Source organism: Furfurilactobacillus siliginis (assembly GCF_001437435.1).
GTDB classification, from domain to species: domain Bacteria; phylum Bacillota; class Bacilli; order Lactobacillales; family Lactobacillaceae; genus Furfurilactobacillus; species Furfurilactobacillus siliginis.
Map to the genome: position 1 here is coordinate 97,566 of NZ_JQCB01000007.1, position 23,983 is coordinate 121,548.

23 protein-coding genes and 1 tRNA gene are annotated in these 23,983 nt (G+C 46.4%); 5 read left to right on the plus strand and 19 right to left on the minus strand.

Annotation, left to right across the window (positions count from 1 at the left end; all coding sequences use genetic code 11):
• Positions 1 to 20: 20 nt before the first annotated feature.
• Positions 21 to 707, minus strand: a complete 687-nt coding sequence (locus IV55_RS06435; RefSeq protein WP_057810505.1) for a Crp/Fnr family transcriptional regulator — start codon at positions 705 to 707, stop codon at positions 21 to 23.
• 204 nt (positions 708 to 911) lie between these two features.
• Here IV55_RS06435 and rpsN point away from each other — a divergent pair, with 204 nt between their 5' ends.
• The gene (gene rpsN / locus IV55_RS06440; protein ID WP_057810507.1) at positions 912 to 1,181 is read left to right on the plus strand and encodes a 30S ribosomal protein S14; all 270 of its coding nucleotides are present in this window, start codon (positions 912 to 914) and stop codon (positions 1,179 to 1,181) included.
• 42 nt (positions 1,182 to 1,223) lie between these two features.
• Here rpsN and IV55_RS06445 read toward each other — a convergent pair whose 3' ends face one another.
• Positions 1,224 to 2,219, minus strand: a complete 996-nt coding sequence (locus tag IV55_RS06445) for an LCP family glycopolymer transferase (RefSeq protein WP_057810508.1) — start codon at positions 2,217 to 2,219, stop codon at positions 1,224 to 1,226.
• A 216-nt stretch (positions 2,220 to 2,435) separates the two neighbouring features.
• Between IV55_RS06445 and IV55_RS06450 the strand changes: the two genes are divergently transcribed.
• On the plus strand, positions 2,436 to 2,873 hold the full coding sequence (locus IV55_RS06450; protein WP_225425852.1) for a pyridoxamine 5'-phosphate oxidase family protein: 438 nt from the start codon (positions 2,436 to 2,438) through the stop codon (positions 2,871 to 2,873).
• A gap of 56 nt (positions 2,874 to 2,929) precedes the next feature.
• On the opposite strand, the gene IV55_RS06455 is transcribed toward IV55_RS06450, so the two are convergent.
• The 14 genes from IV55_RS06455 to tkt form a co-directional block, all read right to left on the minus strand.
• Positions 2,930 to 3,014, minus strand: a tRNA-Leu gene (locus IV55_RS06455).
• A gap of 67 nt (positions 3,015 to 3,081) precedes the next feature.
• The gene (locus tag IV55_RS06460; RefSeq protein ID WP_057810511.1) at positions 3,082 to 4,134 is read right to left on the minus strand and encodes an AI-2E family transporter; all 1,053 of its coding nucleotides are present in this window, start codon (positions 4,132 to 4,134) and stop codon (positions 3,082 to 3,084) included.
• Positions 4,135 to 4,150: 16 nt separating this feature from the next.
• A complete protein-coding gene (locus tag IV55_RS06465) occupies positions 4,151 to 4,621 on the minus strand; it encodes a SprT family protein (protein WP_057810513.1) in 471 nt (156 codons plus the stop codon).
• A gap of 142 nt (positions 4,622 to 4,763) precedes the next feature.
• Positions 4,764 to 5,198, minus strand: a complete 435-nt coding sequence (locus IV55_RS06470) for a hypothetical protein (protein WP_057810515.1) — start codon at positions 5,196 to 5,198, stop codon at positions 4,764 to 4,766.
• A 431-nt stretch (positions 5,199 to 5,629) separates the two neighbouring features.
• Positions 5,630 to 6,124 carry a shikimate kinase gene (locus IV55_RS06475; RefSeq protein ID WP_057810517.1) on the minus strand — a complete coding sequence of 165 codons (495 nt, stop codon included), beginning with the start codon at positions 6,122 to 6,124 and terminating at the stop codon, positions 5,630 to 5,632.
• A gap of 1 nt (position 6,125) precedes the next feature.
• Positions 6,126 to 7,214: a prephenate dehydrogenase gene (locus IV55_RS06480; RefSeq protein WP_057810518.1), complete on the minus strand. Its 1,089-nt coding sequence runs from the start codon at positions 7,212 to 7,214 to the stop codon at positions 6,126 to 6,128.
• Entirely contained in the window at positions 7,214 to 8,518 is a 1,305-nt protein-coding gene (gene aroA, locus IV55_RS06485; RefSeq protein ID WP_057810520.1) for a 3-phosphoshikimate 1-carboxyvinyltransferase, read from the minus strand. The genes IV55_RS06480 and aroA overlap by 1 nt, the downstream gene beginning before the upstream one ends.
• 1 nt (position 8,519) lies before the next feature.
• Complete coding sequence (locus IV55_RS06490) at positions 8,520 to 9,053, minus strand: hypothetical protein (RefSeq protein ID WP_057810522.1); 534 nt, start codon at positions 9,051 to 9,053, stop codon at positions 8,520 to 8,522.
• Between the two features lie 16 nt (positions 9,054 to 9,069).
• A complete protein-coding gene (gene aroC, locus IV55_RS06495; RefSeq protein ID WP_057810523.1) occupies positions 9,070 to 10,236 on the minus strand; it encodes a chorismate synthase in 1,167 nt (388 codons plus the stop codon).
• The gene (locus IV55_RS06500) at positions 10,233 to 10,526 is read right to left on the minus strand and encodes a chorismate mutase (protein WP_057810525.1); all 294 of its coding nucleotides are present in this window, start codon (positions 10,524 to 10,526) and stop codon (positions 10,233 to 10,235) included. Before IV55_RS06500 ends, aroC begins: the two co-directional genes overlap by 4 nt.
• The gene (gene aroB, locus IV55_RS06505) at positions 10,523 to 11,599 is read right to left on the minus strand and encodes a 3-dehydroquinate synthase (RefSeq protein WP_057810527.1); all 1,077 of its coding nucleotides are present in this window, start codon (positions 11,597 to 11,599) and stop codon (positions 10,523 to 10,525) included. The genes IV55_RS06500 and aroB overlap by 4 nt, the downstream gene beginning before the upstream one ends.
• A gap of 2 nt (positions 11,600 to 11,601) precedes the next feature.
• Positions 11,602 to 12,606 (minus strand): 3-deoxy-7-phosphoheptulonate synthase, encoded by a 1,005-nt coding sequence (gene aroF, locus IV55_RS06510; RefSeq protein ID WP_057810529.1) that lies wholly within the window; start codon positions 12,604 to 12,606, stop codon positions 11,602 to 11,604.
• Positions 12,603 to 13,475 carry a shikimate dehydrogenase gene (gene aroE / locus IV55_RS06515; RefSeq protein WP_057810531.1) on the minus strand — a complete coding sequence of 291 codons (873 nt, stop codon included), beginning with the start codon at positions 13,473 to 13,475 and terminating at the stop codon, positions 12,603 to 12,605. Before aroE ends, aroF begins: the two co-directional genes overlap by 4 nt.
• On the minus strand, positions 13,468 to 15,459 hold the full coding sequence (gene tkt, locus IV55_RS06520; RefSeq protein WP_057810533.1) for a transketolase: 1,992 nt from the start codon (positions 15,457 to 15,459) through the stop codon (positions 13,468 to 13,470). The genes aroE and tkt overlap by 8 nt, the downstream gene beginning before the upstream one ends.
• A 439-nt stretch (positions 15,460 to 15,898) precedes the next feature.
• Between tkt and aroD the strand changes: the two genes are divergently transcribed.
• Complete coding sequence (gene aroD / locus IV55_RS06525) at positions 15,899 to 16,660, plus strand: type I 3-dehydroquinate dehydratase (protein ID WP_057810535.1); 762 nt, start codon at positions 15,899 to 15,901, stop codon at positions 16,658 to 16,660.
• A gap of 218 nt (positions 16,661 to 16,878) precedes the next feature.
• On the opposite strand, the gene IV55_RS06530 is transcribed toward aroD, so the two are convergent.
• The 3 genes from IV55_RS06530 to IV55_RS06540 form a co-directional block, all read right to left on the minus strand.
• Entirely contained in the window at positions 16,879 to 19,554 is a 2,676-nt protein-coding gene (locus IV55_RS06530) for a cation-translocating P-type ATPase (protein ID WP_057810537.1), read from the minus strand.
• Between the two features lie 289 nt (positions 19,555 to 19,843).
• A complete protein-coding gene (gene nadE, locus IV55_RS06535) occupies positions 19,844 to 20,671 on the minus strand; it encodes an ammonia-dependent NAD(+) synthetase (protein WP_057810539.1) in 828 nt (275 codons plus the stop codon).
• 11 nt (positions 20,672 to 20,682) lie between these two features.
• Entirely contained in the window at positions 20,683 to 22,155 is a 1,473-nt protein-coding gene (locus tag IV55_RS06540; RefSeq protein WP_057810556.1) for a nicotinate phosphoribosyltransferase, read from the minus strand.
• Between the two features lie 255 nt (positions 22,156 to 22,410).
• Between IV55_RS06540 and IV55_RS06545 the strand changes: the two genes are divergently transcribed.
• Positions 22,411 to 23,052 carry an SDR family oxidoreductase gene (locus tag IV55_RS06545; protein WP_057810541.1) on the plus strand — a complete coding sequence of 214 codons (642 nt, stop codon included), beginning with the start codon at positions 22,411 to 22,413 and terminating at the stop codon, positions 23,050 to 23,052.
• 11 nt (positions 23,053 to 23,063) lie between these two features.
• Positions 23,064 to 23,762, plus strand: coding sequence for an SIR2 family NAD-dependent protein deacylase (locus tag IV55_RS06550; RefSeq protein WP_057810543.1), 699 nt, complete (start codon positions 23,064 to 23,066; stop codon positions 23,760 to 23,762).
• Positions 23,763 to 23,983: the final 221 nt, after the last annotated feature.

Below are 23,983 nucleotides of genomic sequence, written 5' to 3' on the forward strand. Positions count from 1 at the left end.
TTTTCCTTGGATCAAAGCTGTCAGTCACTGATCAACGCCAGCTGATCGACATCAGTCAGCTGGACGCGATTACCTGCAAATCGTTGCAGTAGTCCTGCGTCTTCAAACAGTTTGAGTTTTCGACTGATTGTCTCTGGTGTCGTTCCTAAATAAACGGCGATATCTTTTTTAGGCATTGGTAATGTAAACTGTGCGCCACTTGGAAAACTTGCGGCGGTTTCCACCAAGTAATCTGCTAGCCTGCCTTCAACTGAGGTGGTCGTTACCGCCGTCGTTTGTCGTTCCAGTCGATTAATGCGCTCGCCGAACGCGTTGACCATATTTAACGCTAGTTGCGGTGCACGCTGTAACAATGCTTGAAATGCCTGGCGAGAAATCATGCAGACGTTTGTATCGACCAACGCAACCGCTGAACTTGTTCGGGTTACTTCTTTAAATAAGGCGGCTTCTCCATCAAAGTCACCTGGTTGTAATAGGTAGAGTAATTGTTCTCGGCCATTAGCAGCGCCTTGATACACTTTGACTTGCCCATGTGCCACAATCATCAATGCATCAGCGTGTGTACCGGCAGCGAAGACAGTTTCTCCTTGTGTAAACTGCTGCTCATGAACCAAGCTTGTTACTTGTTTTAAATCTTCGACTGATAACGTTTTAAAGATTGGTACCAATTCGATACACTGATGTGCTGTCTCGAGATGATTGTGCATTCGGCTCGCCTCCTGTTAAATCCTTGCTGTGCTCAGTATACCAATGGTTCCTTTTTTTTACTTGATTCACGTCAAGTCACGTAACAATGCTTGCATTTTAAAATGGCTTTGCTATACTAAATCGTAATCGTTACTGTTATAAAGTTGAATTGCCATTGTCTCGTAACTTTTGGTGACCACAACGGTCAAGGAGAATTATCGTTCATGGCAAAGAAGTCCAAAATCATCAAAGAACTACGTATTGAAGCAACTGTTGCAAAGTATGCAAATCGCCGGGCTGCATTAAAGGCGGACCACAACTATGCTGAATTAGCTAAATTGCCTCGTAACGCATCACCTGTTAGGATTCACCGGCGTGACCAAATCGATGGTCGTCCCCACGCTTACATTCGTCAGTTTGGTCTTTCACGGTTAAACTTCCGTGAACTCGCTCACAAAGGTCAAATTCCTGGTGTTCGTAAAGCCAGCTGGTAAACATTAAAAAAACATCCGCCAAATCGGCAGATGTTTTTTTAATTATTCGTCAGCTTTTGCTGATAGATCCAAGCTCTTACGTAGTTCATTCGTAACACGTTGCTTTTCACTTGAACTCACAACTTCAAAGGATTGACCATTGATCATTTGGCCTTGCCCTTGCATGTGATCGGTTGTCATGTTCTTCGTAGCGCTCCGATAGTTTTGCGCAAGTTTAACTAAATCACCACTTTGCAAATCAGTTTGCGATTCACTAGAAATGGAGTTCAAGAAACTTGGGTTCAACACTGTTTTGACAGAAATTGATTTACGGAATAACGCCTGAACGACCAATCGTTGCCGGTTCTGACGACCATAATCATTTTGTGGATCGTCATAACGCATCCGAGCAAATTTCAAAGCGGTTGATCCATTCATATGATAGGTTTGATCCTTTACGAAGGAAGCCCCCTCGTAGTTAAAGGTCAATGGTGAGGTGACAGTGACACCGCCAACTTCATCGATCGATTTTTCCAACCCACCCATGTTCAGCAAGGCATAGTAATCAATTGGAACGTTCAGCAGGTTTTGCACAGTCTTGATAGTTGTACCCACGTCACCAATTGAATAAGCGGCGTTAATCTTTGCAGGTGACTGGTTAGGATAGCCAGCAATATCTGTCATCGTGTCCCGCGGCAAACTGACTAACAACATCTTGTTTGTTTGTGGATTGATGGTTGCGACCATGATTGTATCGGTCCGACCTTTTTCAGTCCGGCCAAGTGCTCCAGTATCTGTTCCTAAGAACATGATTGAGATTGGTCGTTTGTCCTTTAAGACCGCTTTGGTATCACGTGCTTTGTTGATACCAGCAGATTTGTAAGCTTTGTCGCTGGCAGAATTGATGTTGTGGTAGGCAACCGCACCAAATCCGGCAATTACTAATAATAGTAATACAATAATGCCCCAGAACCACCGCCATGGATGGAACCGTCTTGAACGACCAGATTTACGTCCGGCACGCGTTGAAGTTTGATTATCTTGTGGTTCATTATTCATGTGTTTGTCCCCCAGGGCATTTAAGCTACTCATTTAAGTTTCGTACATGATTGTAAACCAAGACTGGAGCCCGTGCCATTTTTTAACCAAATGTTTGCGCCGCCTTACATATTTTAACTTTTTCTTAGGGTTACTTAAGCAATCTCTATAAGTCTTGACACATTAGAACTGTGGTAAAATTTAAACAATAATAGATAGTATCTACAGGAGATTATGATGACTGATAATATTGCACTACTTCAGCAAGTTTACAGTTCCGCTGACAAGCTGGCCTTAGCAACATCATTAAATGGCACGGCCGACGTTAAAATCCTTAACTTCGTCTGGTTTAAAGATGAACCAGACACGCTTTATTTTTCCTCCGTCAAAGGTACCAACGCCGCAGCCATCTACGCTAACAATCCCGATGCTGCCCTAATCACCGTTCCACAAGACGACACCCCGAATAATCCTTATGTTCGTGCACATCACATAACGATTACGCCATCCACAAAAACAATGGCTGAACTGTTACCACGGTACTTAGAATTGGTGCCAAATTACCAACATACCTGGGACGCCATTGGCGATTCACTAGTTGTCTACAAAATCACGTTGCATGACGTTCATGTTGACGCAGGCTTAGGGCAAGAAAAAATTGACCTGACATTCTAACAATTAGTACGAAAAAAGGAGTTTGCTGACGAAACGTCAACAAACTCCTTTATTTATGCGGCCACCGAGACTTGAACTCGGATGATCAAAAAGATCACAAGATCCTTAATCTTGCGCGTCTGCCAATTCCGCCATGGCCGCATCAACAGAAACTATATTACCAAAGAAGCCTCTGCTTGGCAATCGCTCAATCAGAAGATTTCACCAACTAACGAAAATCATCGTCTCGCAACTGTTGCATGATGGGGCCATCATTTGGTCGCGGATGCACACCAACCAAGTCCAAAAAGAAGGCCACAATTGGCAATCCGACAATCAATCCCCAAGTTCCCAACAGCTGCTCACTGATAATTAACGTCATAAATGTCACAAAAATAGGAAGATCTGTCGCTGTTGCCATCAAACGTGGATGTAAGAAATAAGATTCAAAGAAGTGAATCACGATCACTAAAATAACAACTTCGACAACTTTCCAAATACCACCAGCTGCAAAGGCAATCAGTGTTAACGGCACCATTGAAATCAAAACGCCGGCGACCGGGATTAGACCTAAGATAAACACGATGACAGCAAGGACTAAGATGCTAGGCATGCCCAGCAAAGTCAGCCCAATCGTCATTAGCACTGTATTGATCGTACAAATAATCAGTTGGGTGTCGATGACAGTACCTAAAATTAACACAAATTTGCGAACCAAATAGTACACATTAGTAAAGAAATGCTTGAAGCGGCTGTGCAAAAAGGCTGACCCAAGGCGTTTCATACGACCATAGGAAGCTGTGAAAATCAAACTCAAAAAGATGGCAATGCCAACATGGGACACGGCTGTCCCCAATGATTCCAGCCCATGAAGCCCGGTTACTAAAGCTGTCTGGCCATGTTTCATTAATTCACTACTATTGAGTGCCTTATTGACCCAAACATCAATTTGCTTATCCCACACCGGATGGTCGTTGATTGCCTTCGTAACCATCTTAGGAAAACCAGCAAACTGATTGGCCAAGGTCGGCGCCGCATAAGAAATTGCTGCGACAACTGCCCCGATTACAACGATATAAACCACCAGCGTCGCTAAAACTTGCCCAATTGGCAACCATTTACGCACACGCGCCGTTGCTTTCAAAGCCAGAAAAGAAAAAATGGTAATCAATAAAATAATCGATAAAAAGTGGCGAAAACAAAACAAGACCACAATTATCAATCCCAACGTTAGGTAAAGTTGGCTATCTTCACGTTTTAACCAGTTATAAATTGGCGTCATTTTATCTCAACCGTCCTTAAATTAACTTCGAACTCTCCTGTAAGTGTAAGTGACCACCACAAGCACCGCAAGCAAACTTCCTGACGTTTACCCGTCGTTGTCGAACAAATCGGCGGCCACAGCGCTCACACTCATAAATATAACGAACCGCTAATCTTTTCGTCTGCGGCTTTTTTGGCGCAGGTGCAAAACGACTACCATGGACCTTTGTCAGCAATTGTTTAAATTGACGACTACGATGACTAAATGGCAAGCCTGCCAATGCTAAATGGTAATGTACCAATTCATGACGAATCACGCCGATTAAATTAGTCTCGTCAAAATCGGTCAACATTAACGGATTAATGTCGATATGATGATCGTCTAAATGATAACGCCCACCAGTTGTCCTAAGTCGTGCATTAAAGATGGCGCGATGCTTAAATGGTCGATTGAAATCACGTAGCGAAATTGTTTCAACCAGTTGCTGTAATTCTGCATTTGTCATGATTATAAAAAAGCTTTCCCCAATTGAGCTGTACGTTTCACCAGTAAAAAAGACGAGTGTGCATCAGCACCTTCGTCCGTTTGAATAAGCCTTCGATGTCACTACTAACATACGTTTTTTCGTCACCGATAATTTAAATTTACTATGCTTGCGTGGATAAAATTCCGGTCACCAAATGAATGATGTGATCCATCGCTTCATTTTGCCCAGTTTCAGCGGCAGCAAAGACGTTTTGGTCAACCTTGTGATCCGCTAACTGAATACTATCTGTCATTGCTTGGCAGCCGTCCACGTACGTTTGATAGGCGTTTGTTAGGTTACGGTGCTTCCCCATAAAGCGCGCAGGTGCTTGCAGTTTGTTCAAACGCTCATTCAACTGTTTATACTGATCAGTCCCATCCTGAAATTCAGCTTGAATATCAGCCAAATCGGCATCACTAACACCGGCTAATTGATCACCATCTAAGGCAGTCTTTAGCTTGGTGTAGTACGGTTCCAATTCCTTTTGCAGATCTTCAGTAGACGTAATAATTTGTGATAAGGTGCGCGCATAGACTTGAATAATGTTCTTTTTCAAAATGAAACTCCTCATAATTATATTTATTAACCAGACCAAATAGTCCATTGAAGTTAGTGTAACACATAGTACAGAGTGCGACGTAGCCCGGGTATGGTCCGAGCAATTGCAGGAACGGCGGTAGTGGGCGGTTTCGGCCCACGGACGGCGGTCAGGCAATGCACAGGACCATGGGCTACGGAGCACGTTTCAAATCAGAGTGCGACGCGGCCCGAATATGGTCCGAGCAAGAACAAGGACGGTGGTAGTGGCTTTAGCCACGGACAGCGGCCAGGTTCTGCACAGGACCATGGGCTACGGAGCACGTTTCAAATCAGAGTGCGACGCGGCCCGAATATGGTCCGAGCAAGAACAAGGACGGTGGTAGTGGCTTTAGCCACGGACAGCGGCCAGGTTCTGCACAGGACCATGGGCTGCGGAACACGTCTTCGCTACATACCAGCCATTATCTCCCTAACCACATCCCCCGGCGTCCCATCATCCGTCCTCACGACAAAATCCGCCACCGCATGATATTGCGCATCACGCTGATGCTTCAAATCCAACACACCTGCTACTCCCAGTCGCTGGACCAACGGCCGTGTCTGATCAGCACATAAACGTTCAATCAAAGTTTCATCACGTGCTTCTAGCAACACAATCGTTGCCCCACTTTCTCGCAGTACCGCAGCATTGTCAACTTGTGCAGCAGCACCACCGCCTGTTGAAAGGACACCAGGCTGTTCCAACGCATCACGCAATACCGTCTGCTCTACCAATCGAAAAGCAGCCTCGCCTTTTTGCGCGAAGACAGACCCAACTGATTGACCTAATCGTGCTTCAAGTAAGCGATCCAAATCCAGATGCTGACGACCTAGACGTTTCGCTAACAATGGTCCAATCGTTGATTTACCAGTACCCATAAACCCGATTAAAACAACTTCCATCCTACGACCTCCGTACAATTTCAAACGACCCTTGCAGTAATTCAATCGCCATTTGCCGTGCTGTTTCTGTGGCAAAAGTGAGCTGTAGCACGCCATCAATTTCCTCACGCACTTCCAAAATATGAATATTCACTAAATTGACACCATGCTCGCTTAAAATACGGGTTACGTCTGCCAAGGCGCCAACGCGATCCGGAATGTTCAAGAATAGATCAAAAAAGCCTGGTAAATTTCCTGCTTGTTCTGATCCAAGTGCGTCACGGGTCTCTTTCGCATTTGCAAAAAACGTCCGAATCGTATCGACATCTTTGTTCACAATCGCTGTTTCAATCGTCGCTAAATTGTGTTGGTAAGCATCGAGTTGTTGCGTAATGACATCCCCGTTGGTAGTCATAATGGCTGTCCACATGTCCGGATCTGAACTCGCAATCCGTGTGATACTTTTAAAACCACCAGCAGCCAATCGTAAGGCCATTGGTGAGTCCGCAAATTGCACGTTCGTTTCATTCACTAACGCGGCCGCAATCACGTGCGGTACGTGACTCAACTGTCCCACCATGCGATCATGTTCATCAGCATCAACGACCAGCCATTTAACATGAGTTGCGCGTAAAAGCGTCTGCATCCGTTTCACAGATTCATCGTCATTTCTTCCCGGTACCAATAAGTAAAAGGCGTTTTCAAATAAATCCGGACGACCTGCACGCACGCCAGACTTATGTGAACCAGCCATCGGATGCCCACCGATAAATGTCACACCCTTGGCCAATAATGGCTGCGCAGCCTCCAGCACGGCACGTTTCGTACTGCCAACATCCGTTACAACGACGTTTTCATTTAGTTGTATCATCGCCAGCGCTGCTAGATCCGTTTTAATAACAGAAACCGGCGTGGCTAAAATAATAATATCTGCTCGACTGGCAGCCGTTAGTCCGACGCTTTTTTCATCAATAATATGTTGTGCCAGTGCGTACGTTAATGTGTCATCCGTATCACTACCAATAATGTGTGCAGTGGCATCCTGTAGCCGAATTGCGCGTGCAAGTGAGCTTCCAATCAAACCGAGTCCCCGAATTAAAATCGTCGTCATTAAACTGCCTCCGGTGTAATCAACTGTGCTAAATCTTCAAAAAAGTTTGGGTAAGAAACTGCGACTGCATCTGCATTGTCTAATGTAAACGTTTCTGGCTGTTGTAACGCAGCCACCGCCAGCATCATGCCAATCCGATGATCGCCATGGCTGTCCAATGTTAACGATTGTGGGTGCCAGTCGGCATGTCCGGTGATGACTAACCCATCGGGCAGCTCACGGACTTCTGCTCCCATTTTGGTCAATTCGGTGGCAATCGTCGCGATTCGATCCGTTTCTTTAACGCGTAGTTCTGCGGCGCCTGTGATGGTTGTAACACCTTGTGCACGCGCAGCCAGTAAGGCCACTAATGGCAGTTCATCAATCAACGCAGGAATATCTTTTTCACCCAGCGTAATGCTGTGCAAATCCGCCGTTTCGATGGTCAAATCTGCAACTGGTTCACCGCCGGCCATATGTTTGTCAACCATCACGCGGCCACCCATTTCTTGTAAGACTTTTAAAAGCCCTGTCCGTGTTTCATTAATGCCGACATTTTTTAAATGCACCTGCGCATTTTTCGTTAAGGACGCCGCCGTCATGAAAAAAGCTGCCGATGACATGTCACCTGGTACCGTCAGCGTTTGCCCGACTAGCTCAGGCTGTCCGACCACCGTGATGGTGCGTTGATCAGCTGTCGTTTGTACATTGGCACCAAACGCACGCAACATGCGCTCAGTGTGGTCGCGCGTGGGTAATGTTTCAACAATTGTGCTAACACCTGGTGCTTGCAATGCTGCCAAAATGAGGGCACTTTTCACCTGCGCGCTGGCGACGTTCATTTGGACATTAGCTGCATGCAATGGTTGACCGTGAATCGTTGCGGGTAACGTGCCTGCAGAAGTCACGTTCACGTCAGCACCAAAGGCCAGCAACGGATCTGCCACCCGCCGCATCGGTCGCTTCGACAGTGACGCATCCCCCGTCAACGTACTATCAAATGTTTGTCCCGCCAATAAACCCATGAATAGGCGCGTACTAGTACCGGAATTCATCATGTCTAGCGAACCGACAGCCTGATGCAAACCGGCTTTGCCAACACCTGTAATTGTGACTTCCGTTGGCGTTGGCCGATCAACCGCCACACCCAATGCTTGAACGGCTGCCAAGGTTGCCAAACAGTCTGCCGATGGTAAAAAATTATGTAACCGCGTGATGCCAGCACTGATCGCACCAATCATCAGTCCACGGTGTGAAATACTTTTATCGCCTGGTACAGCTAGCGTTCCCTGTAAACCAGCAACATGTCCCTGTAATTGCTTCATCTTAATTTCCTCCGTTGATTCGATACACGCACCACACCATGTTCACTTCGATTCGTTTGATGATGCTGTCAGTTGCCGTTAAGGTCACGTTACGTTCATTGGTCAGCACATACTGCCCGTCACTTTGATAGCGTTGATACGCTGCCACCTTGCTGGGTGTGGTTACTAATTGGGTAAGCGCTACTGTGCGTTCAAGTAATTTTCCAGTGGCAGCATGCGTGTAGCCAATTCCTGTTTGCCGTTGCTCGTTTTCCACGACTACTAGCGGATCCAACGGGTGAACAAAGCTATCAATGAGTGTCAACTGATCCCTAAACGCATAGTGCACATCCCCCCAGCTTTCCTGCCACAAATCTGATTGAAAGGCGGCTGGTATGACTACCAGGTCTCCTGGCCATTGGGCTAACTGCCGTAAAATCGTTTCAAAGCGATCATGTAACACCACTGATTCAGCTAGTTCCGGGTGTTGTTGCAAATATGCAATGCTAGCATGATTGCTGTCTGTTGCTGCTGGTCCTAGAGTATGAATGTGCACGTATCTGACCTCCGTTTTAGTAATTAGCAACCTCACTACGGTATGCCGTTAGTTGTTCTTGTAACCGTCCCAAGCTACTGTTATCAAACATCTCCAAGACCGCGGTTGCTAATTCAATTGCCACCACGCTTTCAATGACAATCGAAGCCGGTACAATGGCTGTCGTATCAGAACGCTCAACGTTTGCTTTCAAGACTTCCTTCGTGTTTACATCAACACTTTGTAATGGTTTGTATAACGTTGGAATTGGCTTCATCGCAGCGCGGATGATAAGTGGCATCCCGTTAGTCATCCCGCCTTCCAGGCCGCCAAGATGGTCGGTCAGTCGTTGCCAATGCGCTGCTTCGTCCCAGTCGATGGCATCCATCACCTGACTACCAGGACGTGTCGCTGCAGCAAAACCATCACCAAACTCCACACCTTTAAACGCATTAACGCCAATGACAGCCGCTGCCAATTTGGCATCTAACTTCGTACTGGCACTAATGTAACTGCCGATACCGGCGGGTAACCCGGTGGCGACCACGCGTACGAGGCCGCCTAACGTATCACCGGCCTTTTTTGTATCAGTAATTAGGTCGTGAATCCGTTCTACTTGCGTCTCGTCGACAATGCGTAAATCGTTTCGCTTGATTTGCTGTTCAATATCACTAACAACGACCGGCTGTTGACCGCCTGCCTGCACGTCACCAATTTGTTCAACGTAGCCAACCAAAGAAATGTCTAGTTGCGCTAATAATTGTTTGCAGATGGCACCAACTGCCACACGCATGGCCGTTTCGCGCGCAGACGAGCGCTCCAGCACATTTCGTAAATCACGATGCCGGTACTTCATTCCACCGACTAAATCAGCATGGCCGGGACGTGGACGTTCCACCGTTCGTAAGGTGTTTTCGGGTGTTGCGGGAATCGTTGGATCCATGATCTTTTGCCAGTGCGCGTGATCGCGATTGGTAATGGTTAGGGCAATTGGGGAGCCCAACGTTTCTTGATGTCGAACGCCACCAGTAATTTCAATTACATCATGCTCAATCTGTTGTCGATTACCACGTCCAAAGCCACCTTGACGCGCAGCTAACTGTTCATTGATAGCATTGATGTCTAACCTCAATCCAGCGGGAATGCCTTCAATAATGCCGCTTAGTTGCGGTCCATGTGATTCGCCTGCTGTCATAAATTTCATTTGGCTTCCTCCTGCTTGATAATTACACGTTCCATGTCTTTGGCTGCTGCGAAAATTCCTTGATAGATCTGTGTCATCGCCGGCGTGAATGTCTTCTCTGTCACCTGTTGCGCCAGTCGTTCAATAATGACTTGTTCGCGCTGTGGATCATTTGCTGGCAATCCTGCCGCTGCCTTCACATTACCAACTTGCTGCACAACTGCTAGTCTCTGCTCCAACAAGGGAATTAACTGTGCATCTAAAGCATTTAGCTGCTGTCGCAATTGGTTTAGCGCGTCATTTTCTGTCATTTACAAGACTCCTCAAAAAATGTCTTCACGGTTTGGCTATCAATCGGGTAAATGTGGGGTTCCCCTGGGTTTGAAACATACACGAGGTTCAACACACCACCACGATTCTTCTTGTCATGTTGCAAGGTTTCGTAAAATGCTGGTGTTCCAATAAGCTCTGATTCAGTCGGTAACCCAACTGCTTGTAGCCGTTGAATCACTTGGCTACTTAGATTCTCTTGCTCTAATCCCTGTGCTTCAAAGACCCGCAGAATTTTGACTAGCCCAATGCTGACGGCTTCGCCATGGGCCATCACAGTTGGTGACAATAACTCAATGGCATGTCCGGCTGTATGGCCTAAATTCAGCACTTGGCGCAGGCCGCCTTCTTTTTCATCAGCCATGACCACCTTTGCTTTGTACGCAATGCTTCGCTGACTCAGCTCTGGCGCTAACTTTAACAATGCTACTACTGAATCTACCTGTTCCGTAAGGTTCCAAAATTCTGCTGAATCAAGCAACGCGGTCTTCACGATTTCGCCATAACCTTCGACTAAGTATCGTTCTGGTAGGGTGTCTAAAGTATCTGGATCAATCAGTACTAAATCTGGCTGATAAAAGGTGCCGACCATATTTTTCGCTGCTCCGACATCAATTGCCGTTTTCCCACCAACAGAGCTATCAACTTGTGCCAGTAACGAAGTCGGTATTTGAATAAAGGCGATCCCGCGCATGTAAACCGAGGCTACAAAGCCAGCCAAGTCACCGATTACACCACCACCTAAGGCAACGACGCCATCATCACGGCTAAAACTGTCATCGATCATCTTAGTCACTAAGTCGTTGACTACTGGCCAACTTTTACTAGGCTCGCCGGCAGGAACAACATACTGACAAACGGTTAATCCTTGCTGCATAAGTTGCTCAGCGACACGCTGCTGGTACAGCGGTGCAACGTTGTCATCACTGATCAATGCAACTTTGCCAACTTTAGGCCACTGCGCTTTAACTTGATGTCCTGCTTCATTTAAAAGCCCACGTTCGATGTGAACCTGATACGAATGATCCTTTAATGCAACATCAATGACTGTCATGTCTACGCCTCTTCCCGCCAACCGGCGACCAACGCTTCAACTGCTTGCACGCGCTTCGCCATTTCCATGAACTGGTCTGGTTTCAACGCCTGTGCTCCATCAGAAAATGCATGGGCAGGATCATCATGGATTTCCACAACGACGCCATCCGCGCCCGCTGCTGTACCAGCAACTGCCATCGGTGTGACTAAATCCGTATGTCCCATCGCATGACTAGGATCCACAATCACTGGGAAATGGGTCAGTTCATGCAGTACAGAAACGGCGCCAACATCGAATGTGTTTCTCGTGTACTTGTTATCAAATGTCCGAATGCCGCGTTCGCACAGCATGATTTGTGTGTTTCCACCTGCTGCAATGTATTCTGCCGCGTTCATTAAATCATCAATCGTGCCAGACATCCCCCGCTTTAGGAGCACCGGTTTGCGCATCTTACCAACAGCCTTCAGCAATGAAAAGTTCTGCATGTTACGCGCGCCAATTTGAAATACATCGGTGTATTCGTTGACCATGTCGACATGCATTTCATCCATCACTTCGGTAATCATATCCATACCTTGTTCATCAGCAGCGGCTCGTAAGAACTTCAACCCATCTTCTTCTAGTCCTTGGAATGAGTATGGCGATGTCCGCGGCTTGAACGCGCCACCACGTAGCAATGTTGCGCCGCCAGCCTTGGCAACGGCCGCCATCTTACGAACATGTTCAGCTGATTCAACAGAACAAGGGCCGGCGCTCAAGCTGAAATGACCACCACCGATTATCGTATGCGCTAAATTAATCACTGTGTCTTCTGGGTGAAACAAGCGGCTACTTTGAACAGCGGCCGGATGCTGCATAATAATTTCTTCTGCAGCTGCTTGTTCTGCTGCGGTTAAGTCGCTTTCCTTAGCGCCGACGATGGCCACGCGATTGTTATGAACAAACACGTCAGTATGGTCGCCAAAGTGTTTTTGTAAGTCTACGATTGCTTCTGCTTGATTTGCTGCTTTTAAAATAATAATCATATTTTTAGTCCATCCTTTAATAGTTGATTGATGTGTGTAACTGGCATGGTGGTGTTTGTCCACCAGTTAAATGAAGCGGCTGCTTGGGCAACGAGCATTCCTAAACCGGGGATTGTTTGACACCCTTGCTGGTTAGCAACGTTAAGCAACTCTGTTTCTAGCGGCGCATAAATCATATCGGTGACGACTTGTCCTGGATGCAATAGTTGTGTCAATGATGTTGCAAATGGTAGGTCGTGGCTCTTCATGCCAATGTTGGTACTGTTGATTAGCAAATCCATGTCACCAAAGGCCGTCACTAAGTTGGCCGTTTGATAATCAACTAGTTGAATTGGCATGCTGGCCGTTACCTGCAACTGTTTAATCAATGTTGCAACGTCCTTAAATCGTGCATTTTGTCGTTTGACAACGGTTATCTGTTGTAACGGCTCGTGGCTCAATGCTTCTAGAACCGCTCGCCCTGCTCCACCTGCGCCAAGTAGTACGACTCGCTTGCCAGTTAAATCGATGTGTTGGCTTTTCAAGTTAGCAACGAAACCAGCACCGTCGACTGTATCACCGATTAGCCGGCCGTCGACTTGATTCACTACGTTGACAGCTTGCAGTAACGCGGCCCGCGGAGTTAGCTCATCTAGCAGTGGTATGACTGCCTGTTTAAATGGCATCGATAAATTGAATCCGCCAATCCCTGCTGCTTTCAAGCCGGAAACTGTTATGGCTAGATCCGCCGATGCCGGTTCAAATACTAAATACTTTGCGTTTACTTTGTTTACTTTAAAACTTTCATTCATAATTTTCGGTGATAAACTGTGACGCGCCGGATTAGCGAGTAATCCGTACAGTTGCGTGAAACCATCAATTTCAGGCATCGTTTCGCACCTCCGCGCTGGTGGTTAAGCATTCAATGATGTGCTCAGTCGTAAAGCCAAAGTGGGCCGCCACTGCATCACCGGCCCCACTAGCCCCAAACTCGTCAATCCCAATGACGTGTCCGTCTAAACCGGTGTAACGTTCCCATCCCAGCGTGCTGCCCATCTCAACTGCTACCCGGTTCGTAACAACCCTTGGCAGTAATCGTTCACGCTGCGCCAGAGACCGCTCATCAAAGGCGTGTAAGTTTGGCATTGAAAGCACCCGAACTCCACTTCCATCAATTCCTAGTTGGCTTTTGGCAGCTAAGGCAAGCTGTACTTCTGACCCAGTCGCCATCAACACCGCACTCACAGTCGTACTGGCCTCACTAACCGTGTATGCACCATTGGTGACGTCTTGCAAACTGGCGTGATGTGTCGACTCCGTCAAATTCTGACGCGCTAAAATTAATAACGTTGGTCGATCCGTACTAGCTAGTGCCACCTGCCAGGCAGCAACAACTTCACTTGGTGTGCCCGGACGTAATACATTGACGTTTGGCATGTTTCGGAAGCCCATCAGTTGTTCAACTGGTTGGTGAGTTGGACCGTCACTACCTAATCCGATGGAGTCATGCGTTAGAACGAAGATGCTGGGGATGTGTTGCATCGCTGCTAGGCGAATAGCGGCTTTGCTGTAATCCGCAAAGGCAAAGAACAAACTGCCGAACACCTGCGTCCCACCATGCAGCGTAATGCCATTTATAATGGCTGCTTGCGCAAATTCACGAATGCCAAAGGTTATGTTCTTACCGGCCGGCTGCGCTTGACCAAACACACCACCATCTTCAATATTGGTTTTCGTTGAACTGGCAACATCTGCTGCACCGCCCCAGAAGCCTGGCAATTGTGCACTCATTGCTTGAATAACCTGACCACCAACGTTTCGACCAGCAGCCTTTGTTCCTGTTTCAAATGTCGGCAACATGTCGACATCAATTGTGGGACTGAACAACCCTTGCCATAACTTTCTGTGAGCCGCTTCCTGAAGAAACATGGTTAATCTTTTGTGCCATGCTTGGTAAGTCATCATGCCGCGCTTTGCAACCAATTCATGAAAACTGTCCGTAACGGCAGCTGGGATTTCAAAATCCGCTGCTGGCCAGCTTAACAACCGTTTCAACTCATCCAGTTCACTATCCGTCAGCGGTTTACCATGGCTCAAGTGTGATCCGGCATGCTTTGTTCCAAAACCAATCGTCGTTTTTACTTCAATCAGCGTTGGTGCATCTTGTTGTGCCTTAGCAGCGACAATTGCTGCATCAATGTCATCGACCGATTCACCATCAGACACCAGTGCGGTATGCCAACCGTAACTTTCAAAACGCTGACGCACATCCGTTTTAAATTCTGCTTTCGTTTGGCTATCCAGCGATGCATCGTTAGAATCATAAAGGACGATCAGCCGGTTTAATTCATGTAAACTGGCAAAACTGGCAGCTTCATGAGAGATGCCCTCCATCAAGTCCCCATCACCGACAACAACAAAGGTATCGTGATCCATAAGATTGGCGTCCTCATCAAGCAATCCACTCAAATGCACTTGTGCAGTTGCCATCCCGACACCCATTGCAAAACCCTGTCCAAGGGGGCCGGTCGTCGCATCAATGCCATTATCCGGTAACACTTCCGGATGGCCCGGTGTACGACTGCCTAACTGACGAAACGCTTTAAGGTCCTGCATCGTTATGTCAAAGCCACTTAAATGCAACAAGCTGTATAACAACGCGGATCCATGTCCCGGCGACAAAACAAAGCGGTCACGATTAATCCATTTAGGATGTTGTGGGTCGATACGTAAATGCCGGCTCCAAATCGTGTACAACATCGGTGCAGCTCCTAAAGCAATACCAGGGTGTCCGGCGCCTGCATTCGTGATGGTTGTTGCACTCAGTACACGCAAGGCGTTGATATTTTGTTGATCCGTTGATTGATTACTCATAAGACATCCTCCTAGAATGAAAAAAGCGTGCGCAGGTTTTCAAAACCCGTGCACGCTTTTTGTTCATTCGTCGTTGGTTGGTAACCGACTGTGAAAACAAAAAAATCGTCACACAGATTTTGGAACCATCTACGTGACGAAATTTTTTAATATGCTAAAAAATTATTGGTCACTAGATGCAGACGTGATGTCTGCACCCAGTGAAGGTGTAACACCACAAGTTACCAATAATAACTAAACGCTTTTTCAGTTGTTGTTCGCTTTAGCTTCAACATATTATTTCCCTCGCTTATTTGATGTGACCAATCATAACAACACCATGAGAGCCTGTCAACGATATTTTCATAATTCTTTCATTTTACATTTGACGTCCGTTCACCAGTGATGATAGATTAGCATCATCAAAGGATTTTTAAACCTTAAATGAAATGAGTTTACCATGACAAAATCACTCACTGTTCGTCAAACAACCTTATCAGCCACCACCGGATTACGGTTAATCGTGTCGCTGATGATTAAGAACGTCGATGACGTTGCCCCACTAGCAACCGTTTGGCAGCGCGTAAAACCAGATTTATTAGAATGGCGTATCGACCAGCTAGCTGATCAATCACGCCACAATGTCCTCGTTACAGGCAAAGCGCTCCGCGAACAGGCAGGCAATATTCCGATTATTGCCACCATTCGTACCGCAACAGAAGGTGGCCCCTTCGCGGCCGGCGATGCAAGTTACCAAAAAATCTACACAGCCTTATTAGAATCACACTTGATTGATTTTGTAGACATTGAGGCAAGTCAGACGCCGATGAACATTAAAATTTTACTCGCAAATGCCAAGGCGTTTAATGTCGCGACCATCATCAGTCATCACGATTTTCAGAAAACGCCAGCAGAAGGCGAAATTATACAACAGCTGGCTGACATGGCAAGTTACCAACCGGCGATTGTCAAAGCAGCCTACATGCCAGCACAGCCGACAGATGTTTTAACCGTTCTGCAAGCGACTGCTAAAGCAAACACCATTTTAGCGCCACAACTGCTAACGATGACGATGGGTGACTTTGGCAAAATGAGTCGTGTAATTGGCGATCAATTCGGCAGCGTCGCAAGTTTTGTCACCATGAATGACACACAATCAGCTCCTGGTCAGCTAGATATCGACATCGTTCGTAATTTACGTATGCAACTTGGGTTGTCGTAGAGCAACGACCCAAGACGAGTGCAAACCCAACGATCACGTGAATTTAATTGGCTTCCGTTCATACAACATAGCAAATAGACGAGTTTGAGACATAAGTCATTTTGTCCCAAACTCCTTTTTGATTTACGAACTTAAATAGCAAAAACGTGGGACAAAAGAAAAAGCGCATGCCTCAGCAGAAACGAGTCTGCCGACGCATGCGCCCAAATTGATGTTGATTAGTTTTTGTGTAATCGCCGTTGAATCAATTTAACAACTTCAACGATGATCACCATGGTCAGTCCGGCACCAATCACAATGGCCCATTGGAACAGATCAAGTGTTGCAACGTGAAACAAGCTATTGAAACCCGGCACCAGAATCGTTGCTGCTAATAAAACGAAAGCAGCTAGAATCGCCCAGTTAAAGGCACGGTTCTTGAACAACTGTTTTGTAAAGATAGTGCCGTGAATCGATTTTGAGTTAAACGCATGGAACAGTTGAATCAATCCTAACGTGGCAAAGGCCATCGTTAAGGCATCAGCGTGCATTTGCGCACTGGCTGTGTGCGCCGGGAATGTTAACGCCAACCAGTAAACCAGTAACGTTAAGCCACCTTCTAGCAAACCTTGGTAGACAATGTTGCCAAACACCCCACCGGACAAGAAGTTCGATGCCCGTCCCCGTGGCTTTTGTTGCATGATGTTCTTTTCGGCAGGTTCCAAACCTAACGCAATTGCTGGGAACGTATCTGTCACCAGGTTGATCCACAAAATGTGTACCGGTGCCAAAATTTGCCAACCCATCATGGTCATCACAAACAGGGTCAAAACTTCCCCCAGGTTGGCTGATAACAGATATTGAATCGCCTTTTGAATGTTGGCAAAGACCTTCCGTCCCTCACGCACGGCAACCACGATCGTTGAGAAGTTATCATCGGCTAACACCATGTCAGAAGCACCTTTAGAAACTTCTGTCCCAGTGATTCCCATTCCCACACCGATGTCGGCAGCTTTCAAGGCAGGCGCATCGTTCACACCATCTCCGGTCATGGCGACAACCTTGCCTTGCTTTTGCCAAGCATTCACAATTCGCACTTTATGTTCAGGTGCCACCCTGGCGTATACCGAGTACTGCTTAACCTTTGCTTCAAAGTCTTCGTCGCTGATCTGGTCTAATTGTGCACCCGTAATCACACCAGCCTGGTCATCTTCTTCAATGATTCCCAACCGCACAGCAATCGCTTTAGCCGTATCCGCATGGTCACCGGTAATCATCAATGGTCGGATACCCGCCGCTTTAGCTTCTTCAACCGCACCGGCAACTTCTGGCCGTTCTGGATCAATCATGCCAACAAAACCAGCCAAAACAAGATCTTGCTCAACTTTATCAGATGTCATTTCACTAGGCACTTCGCTAACTGGTCGGTAGGCAAAAGCCAAGACCCGTAGCGCCTGCACCGCTAGTTGGTGGTTGATTGTCAGCAGTTCATCACGCTTCTCATTCGACAATGGTTCGATTTGCCCATTAACTTGGATTCGCGTAACACGCTTTAGCAATTCATCAGGCGCCCCTTTGACAGTCACCCATAAATCCCCGGTGGTGCTCATCTTGTTAACCGTCGTCATCAATTTTCGTTCTGAATCAAACGGAATTTCTGCCAGTCGTTCATGTTCGGCCAGAAAAGCTGGTGCATCGACCCCGTGATCCAAATTGTATTGAATCAGCGCAGTTTCTGTCGGATCACCCACTAAACCATCGGTCGTTTGCTTAGTATCATTATTTAACATCAACACGGTGGCTAAGGCACCCTGATCAGTTGTTGCTGTAGCACCATCTGCAGTCGCCGCATCAACGACACCAGCTGCAGTAATGACTTTTTCCACGGTCATTTTATTTTGCGTCAACGTCCCTGTTTTATCAGAGGCAATGATATCAGTACTACCTAACGTTTCGACTGCAGGCAACCGACGGACCAATGCATTTAGCTTGGCCATCCGTGTGGTACCCAAGGCCAACGTAATCGTTACAATTGCCGGCAGTCCTTCTGGAATGGCTGCCACAGCCAGTGAAATGGCTGTCAGTAACATGTTGATCAGCGATTCATTACCACGAATCATCCCCACGACAAAGACAACGACAGCAACGACTAAAATCAGAATCGTTAAGACTTTGCCCAAATGGGCTAAGTTTTCTTGCAACGGTGTTTTTCTTTCTTGAGTGCTATCGAGCATACCAGCGATACGTCCCACTTGGGTTTCCATCCCGGTCGCCGTCACCATCCCAACACCACGTCCATATGTGACATTGCTGTTCATAAACGCCAAGTCACTTAAGTCACCAAGCCCCACAGACGTATCCGTCACGGCGACTAAATCTTTGTTTACTGGGACTGATTCCCCCGTTAAAGCAGATTCTTCAATTTGTAAGGACGCAACTTCCACCAAGCGCATATCTGCTGGTACGATGTCACCGGCTTCAAGCAACACAATATCCCCTGGAACTAACGCATCACTTTTCAAAGTAACCGTTTCGCCGTTACGACGAACATGGGCATTCGGCGCTGACATTTCTTGAAGCGCATTGATAGCCTGCTCTGCCTTCGCCTCCTGGAAAACACCGAACACAGCGTTTAAGATTACCACTAACAAAATGATGATTGCATCCACTGCTTCACCTGTTGCCGCAGCGATAATTGCAGCCACAATCAAAACAATGATCATCAAATCTTTAAACTGAGCAATAAACTTTTCTAGCAGCGTCGATTGACGTTTACCAGCCAACGCGTTCGGCCCAAACTTTTCTGTACGGTCAGTCACTTCTTGTGTCGTCAGACCATCCAGACGACCGTCAACCTGCTTCATTGTTTCTTCCACAGACCATTGTGCAGCCTGTGGTAACTTACTTTGTTTCATGTTTTGTTCCCCTTTCGTGCGGCTCGTTGGGTAAAAAAAGAGACCCATGAACGCACACTTAAAATAAGTGTCGATCATGAGTCTCACTATTTAAGACAAAACCAGAACTTGAAGCGGGTTTAAAGCAAACCCTGTCTTGCTGACGGCGTTGTCACGCTTCATCACAAGTTGTGATGAACCATTAGTTACTCCCTCATTTATCTGAACCAAATTATACAGACCACGATTGATTAAAGCAAGAAAAACTTATCGTTACACTAACCTTTTTTAAATAGTTAAATGTGTCCGCTTACTTCCAAAAATCATCAAAAATCGTGATTGGCATGTGCCGTTTATGGGCCGTCTTGGCATACCACGCCTCGATTTTTTCTGCGTTAGCAGGCTCGATATCGTGGCCTTCAAGATAGTTGTCAATATCATCGTAGGTTACCCCTAGGGCAACTTCATCAGGTAACGCTGGCCGATCATCTTCCAAATCAGCCGTTGGTACCTTTAAGTACAAGTGCTCAGGTGCTTGCAGTGCCTTAAGCATCGCTTTCCCTTGGCGTTTATCCAAACGGTACAGCGGATCAATATCAGTCCCACCATCTCCGTACTTCGTATAAAACCCAGTCACTGCTTCAGCGGCGTGATCGGTGCCAACAACGGCGCCTGCCACTTCCCCAGCAATGGTATATTGCGCCACCATGCGTTCGCGAGCCTTGATGTTCCCCTTGTTGAAATCAGAAACCTTCAGCCCGTTAGCTTCAACAGCAGCCACACCTGCATCAACGGCGGCTTGTACATTGACCCGCATCACGCGATCTGCACCCATAAACGTGATTGCGTCCATGGCGTCACTTTCATCTGCCTGTTCTCCATATGGTAAGCGAACGGCGATAAATTGATACGCTGTGTCACCCGTTTCTGCCCGTAATTCACTGATTGCCAGCTGGGACAATTTACCAGCTAACGTCGAATCCTGCCCACCAGAAATACCTAATACTAAGCTCTTTAAAAATGGGTATTTTGTTAAATACGCCTTTAAGAAGTCCACACTTTTACGAATTTCCGTTTCGGCGTCAAAATCTGCACTTACTCCGAGTGCCTTAATAATTACTGCTTGTTGTTCGCGCATCAAAGCGCCTCCTAATTGTCGAACTTTAGCTTACTAACATAATCATGAACATCTTTGATGATGGTCTGTTTGTGATTCCAAAGTTTTTGGGACAAGTCGACTGGATAAATTTGCGGGTTCAAATCCCGCTTGTATTCATCCCACAACGATGCCAATTGCTGTGCTGAGAACGTCTTAATATCCTCTAGCGTTGGCATATCGTACACCTGCTGCCCATCTTTGAAAATCTCAACGAGCACCGGACGCGCATCAAAATCAGTGACGTCCTTACTGATGTACGTGTAACTCGGATGGAACATATGCAGCCGCTCAGACTTTTCAGGATGTTCGTCCGTTAACGCAACATAGTCCCCTTCGGATTTACCATCGGCCCGCTTCGTAATCCGCCATACCTGCTTTTTACCAGGTGTGGAAACTTTTTCTGCATTGCTCGATAGTTTAATGGTATCCACCATCGTACCGCGTTCATTTTCAACCGACACCAGTTTGTACACGCCACCCAAAGCAGGCTGATCAAAGGCCGTAATGAGCTTGGTACCAACACCCCAAACATCGATCTTAGCGCCTTGCATCTTCAGGTTCGTAATCGTCTTTTCATCTAAATCATTGGACGCGTAGATTTTCGCATTCGGAAAACCTGCTTCATCTAGCTGTTCGCGGACACGCTTAGAAATGTAAGCCATGTCGCCGGAGTCAATCCGGACGCCGAGGAAGTTAATCTTATCGCCCATTTCTTGTGCGACCCGAATTGCATTCGGTACCCCAGACCGCAACGTGTCATAGGTGTCGACTAAAAATACACAATCACGGTGCGATTTTGCATATGCCATGAATGCTTGATAGTCGTCGCGGTACGTTTGCACCAAACTATGCGCATGCGTTCCACTAACCGGAATACCAAACACCTTACCAGCACGCACGTTACTAGTCGCGTCAAAGCCACCAATGTAAGCCGCCCGCGTGCCCCACAAGGCAGCATCCATTTCCTGCGCCCGCCGCGTACCAAACTCTAAGATGCCGTCTGTACCGGCGACGGATCGAATCCGTGCTGCCTTCGTGGCGATCAACGTTTGATAGTTCACGATGTTCAATAAAGCCGTCTCCACTAGCTGACAATCGGCTAACGAACCTTCAACTTGTAAAATTGGTTCATTATTAAATACTAGGTCGCCTTCCTTGGCGGCTCTGATTGTACCCGTGAATTTGAAGTCTTTTAGGTAGGTTAAAAAGTCCTCCGAGTAGCCTTCAGCTTCACGTAAGTACGCTAAATCGCTTTCAGTAAATCGTAGTTGGTTAATATATTGAATAATGCGCTCCAACCCTGCAAAAACGGCATACCCATTGTGAAATGGAAGATCGCGAAAATACAACTCGAACACAGCGTGGCGGTCTGCCACACCCTCCTCGAAATACGTTTGTACCATGTTGATTTCGTACGCATCTGTATGCAAGGTCAAGCTATCATCTGGATAACGTGTAACCATCACCATTATTCCTTCCTCGTGTGCGAGTTTAAATTACCATCACATTTTACCATAGTCACAAGTACGCTAGTGAATTCGCATTCTAAACTAGCTGTAATTATCGAAATTTCGAGTGCTAACGTGCTTCACTAAAATCGCAATCAGAGATGACGACATTAAGTCATTTAAAATCTAACAGTCCACCGCAAGTGTATGTATATTTTTCCATTCGCCGTAGTATAATTCTGCTCAAATAAATAAGTGAGGTACTTTTTAATGGCAAACATTTTGATTTTAGGTGCTAATGGTAGCATCGCAACTGTGGTCGAACAAGCCCTTGTTGCTGACAACACACAACATCATCTCACACTTTTTTTACGTCATCCTGAAAAGTTAACCGCGACGATTCCAAACAGTACGGTCATCCAAGGCGACGTCACTGATTCTGCAGCACTAAACAACGCGATGAAGAATCAAGACATCGTTTATGCAAATTTACTGGGCACCGATAGCATTGATCAAGCAAATACTGTCATCCAAGCAATGCAGAAAAATAACGTTCAGCGTTTAATTTGGGTCTCTGTATTGGGTATCTACGATGAAGTTCCCGGCGCCTTTGGCCAGTGGAATAAAGACATGATCTTAGACGATTACATTACTCCGTATGCGTTGGCTGCCAAATCAATTGAGGCAAGCGAGCTAGACTACACTTTGATCAGACCCGCTTGGTATTCTAATACACATGAAATCGATTATGAGTTGACGCAAAAAGGTACGCCTTTTAAAGGCACTGAAGTGTCGCGTGACAGTGTGGCTAACTTCATCACGACCTTAATCAACACCCCACAACAACACATTCGTGAATCCGTCGGCATCAACCGACCAAATACAGACGGCGCTAAACCTGCCTGGTTTTAGGTAGCAATCCTATGACAAATCTACAAGCACAAATCTCAGAGCTAAAAGACTTACTGCAGCAATCAACTAAAACGACTGTGTTAACCGGTGCAGGAATTTCAGTCGCTAGCGGCATCCCCGACTGGGAAATGATGAACAACTCTTTCGACTTTGTTTCGCAGGATTTATTGCAACGAGACCCGGAAGCCTATTTCACTGAATTTCATCGGTTGTTCATTGATCCGATTATCAATAATGGCCCTTCTGTCGCCCATCAAGTGCTAGCGACCTTGCAACAGCAAAAACGTATCGATGGCATTGTAACGACTAACATCGACTTTTTACATCAGTTCGCTGGTAGCACCTCGGTAGCTAACATCTGGAGCAGCATTAACATTAATCATTGTTTGGATTGTGGTCGCATCTTTGACTTCGAAATTTTGCGGGCACCGATTCCTCACTGTCCCGTATGTGGTGGTCTCATTTCACCAGACCCGATTTTTCGTCATATCGCCACGCTGCCTGACGCGAAAGCACAAGCCGATGCGTGGATGACAGCCAGTGATTTGACCATTGTAATTGGTTCAAACGGTTATTACTCGAAGACCTCGAGCAACCAGGTAGTCAATATAAATCCTAAACCAAACGTGTTCGATAAGCAGTCGCTCTTAAAAATCACAGCATCAGCCGACGATGCGCTCGCTGAATTAACAAATCAACTCGCGCTTTAATAACTAGTTACTCTAACAGCAAATTAAAAGACCACCTGGACAAGGAATAATGTCCAGGTGGTCTTTTAATTTGTCCCACATTTCCGCTATTGAAAATCAGAAAACAACAATGGATCTGTGGACATAAGTCATCTTGTCCCAAACATGTTTTTTGATTTATGAACTTGGTAGATTGTAAAATTAATCCGAACGCTGTTCGGACAAAAAAGATCAGCTTCCTT

What these genes read in the sequence shown, in the direction of transcription:
- aroF (WP_057810529.1), bottom strand. Translation starts at nt 12,606, where the DNA reads ATGATTATTATTTTAAAAGCAGCAAATCAAGCAGAAGCAATCGTAGAC.
- nadE (WP_057810539.1), bottom strand. Translation starts at nt 20,671, where the DNA reads ATGCGCGAACAACAAGCAGTAATTATTAAGGCACTCGGAGTAAGTGCA.
- IV55_RS06445 (WP_057810508.1), bottom strand. Translation starts at nt 2,219, where the DNA reads ATGAATAATGAACCACAAGATAATCAAACTTCAACGCGTGCCGGACGT.
- aroD (WP_057810535.1), top strand. Translation starts at nt 15,899, where the DNA reads ATGACAAAATCACTCACTGTTCGTCAAACAACCTTATCAGCCACCACC.
- rpsN (WP_057810507.1), top strand. Translation starts at nt 912, where the DNA reads ATGGCAAAGAAGTCCAAAATCATCAAAGAACTACGTATTGAAGCAACT.
- aroC (WP_057810523.1), bottom strand. Translation starts at nt 10,236, where the DNA reads ATGAAATTTATGACAGCAGGCGAATCACATGGACCGCAACTAAGCGGC.
- IV55_RS06480 (WP_057810518.1), bottom strand. Translation starts at nt 7,214, where the DNA reads ATGACGACGATTTTAATTCGGGGACTCGGTTTGATTGGAAGCTCACTT.
- aroB (WP_057810527.1), bottom strand. Translation starts at nt 11,599, where the DNA reads ATGACAGTCATTGATGTTGCATTAAAGGATCATTCGTATCAGGTTCAC.
- IV55_RS06545 (WP_057810541.1), top strand. Translation starts at nt 22,411, where the DNA reads ATGGCAAACATTTTGATTTTAGGTGCTAATGGTAGCATCGCAACTGTG.
- IV55_RS06450 (WP_225425852.1), top strand. Translation starts at nt 2,436, where the DNA reads ATGACTGATAATATTGCACTACTTCAGCAAGTTTACAGTTCCGCTGAC.
- aroA (WP_057810520.1), bottom strand. Translation starts at nt 8,518, where the DNA reads ATGAAGCAATTACAGGGACATGTTGCTGGTTTACAGGGAACGCTAGCT.
- tkt (WP_057810533.1), bottom strand. Translation starts at nt 15,459, where the DNA reads ATGAGTAATCAATCAACGGATCAACAAAATATCAACGCCTTGCGTGTA.
- IV55_RS06500 (WP_057810525.1), bottom strand. Translation starts at nt 10,526, where the DNA reads ATGACAGAAAATGACGCGCTAAACCAATTGCGACAGCAGCTAAATGCT.
- aroE (WP_057810531.1), bottom strand. Translation starts at nt 13,475, where the DNA reads ATGCCTGAAATTGATGGTTTCACGCAACTGTACGGATTACTCGCTAAT.
- IV55_RS06530 (WP_057810537.1), bottom strand. Translation starts at nt 19,554, where the DNA reads ATGAAACAAAGTAAGTTACCACAGGCTGCACAATGGTCTGTGGAAGAA.
- IV55_RS06435 (WP_057810505.1), bottom strand. Translation starts at nt 707, where the DNA reads ATGCACAATCATCTCGAGACAGCACATCAGTGTATCGAATTGGTACCA.
- IV55_RS06550 (WP_057810543.1), top strand. Translation starts at nt 23,064, where the DNA reads ATGACAAATCTACAAGCACAAATCTCAGAGCTAAAAGACTTACTGCAG.
- IV55_RS06540 (WP_057810556.1), bottom strand. Translation starts at nt 22,155, where the DNA reads ATGGTTACACGTTATCCAGATGATAGCTTGACCTTGCATACAGATGCG.
- IV55_RS06475 (WP_057810517.1), bottom strand. Translation starts at nt 6,124, where the DNA reads ATGGAAGTTGTTTTAATCGGGTTTATGGGTACTGGTAAATCAACGATT.
- IV55_RS06465 (WP_057810513.1), bottom strand. Translation starts at nt 4,621, where the DNA reads ATGACAAATGCAGAATTACAGCAACTGGTTGAAACAATTTCGCTACGT.
- IV55_RS06460 (WP_057810511.1), bottom strand. Translation starts at nt 4,134, where the DNA reads ATGACGCCAATTTATAACTGGTTAAAACGTGAAGATAGCCAACTTTAC.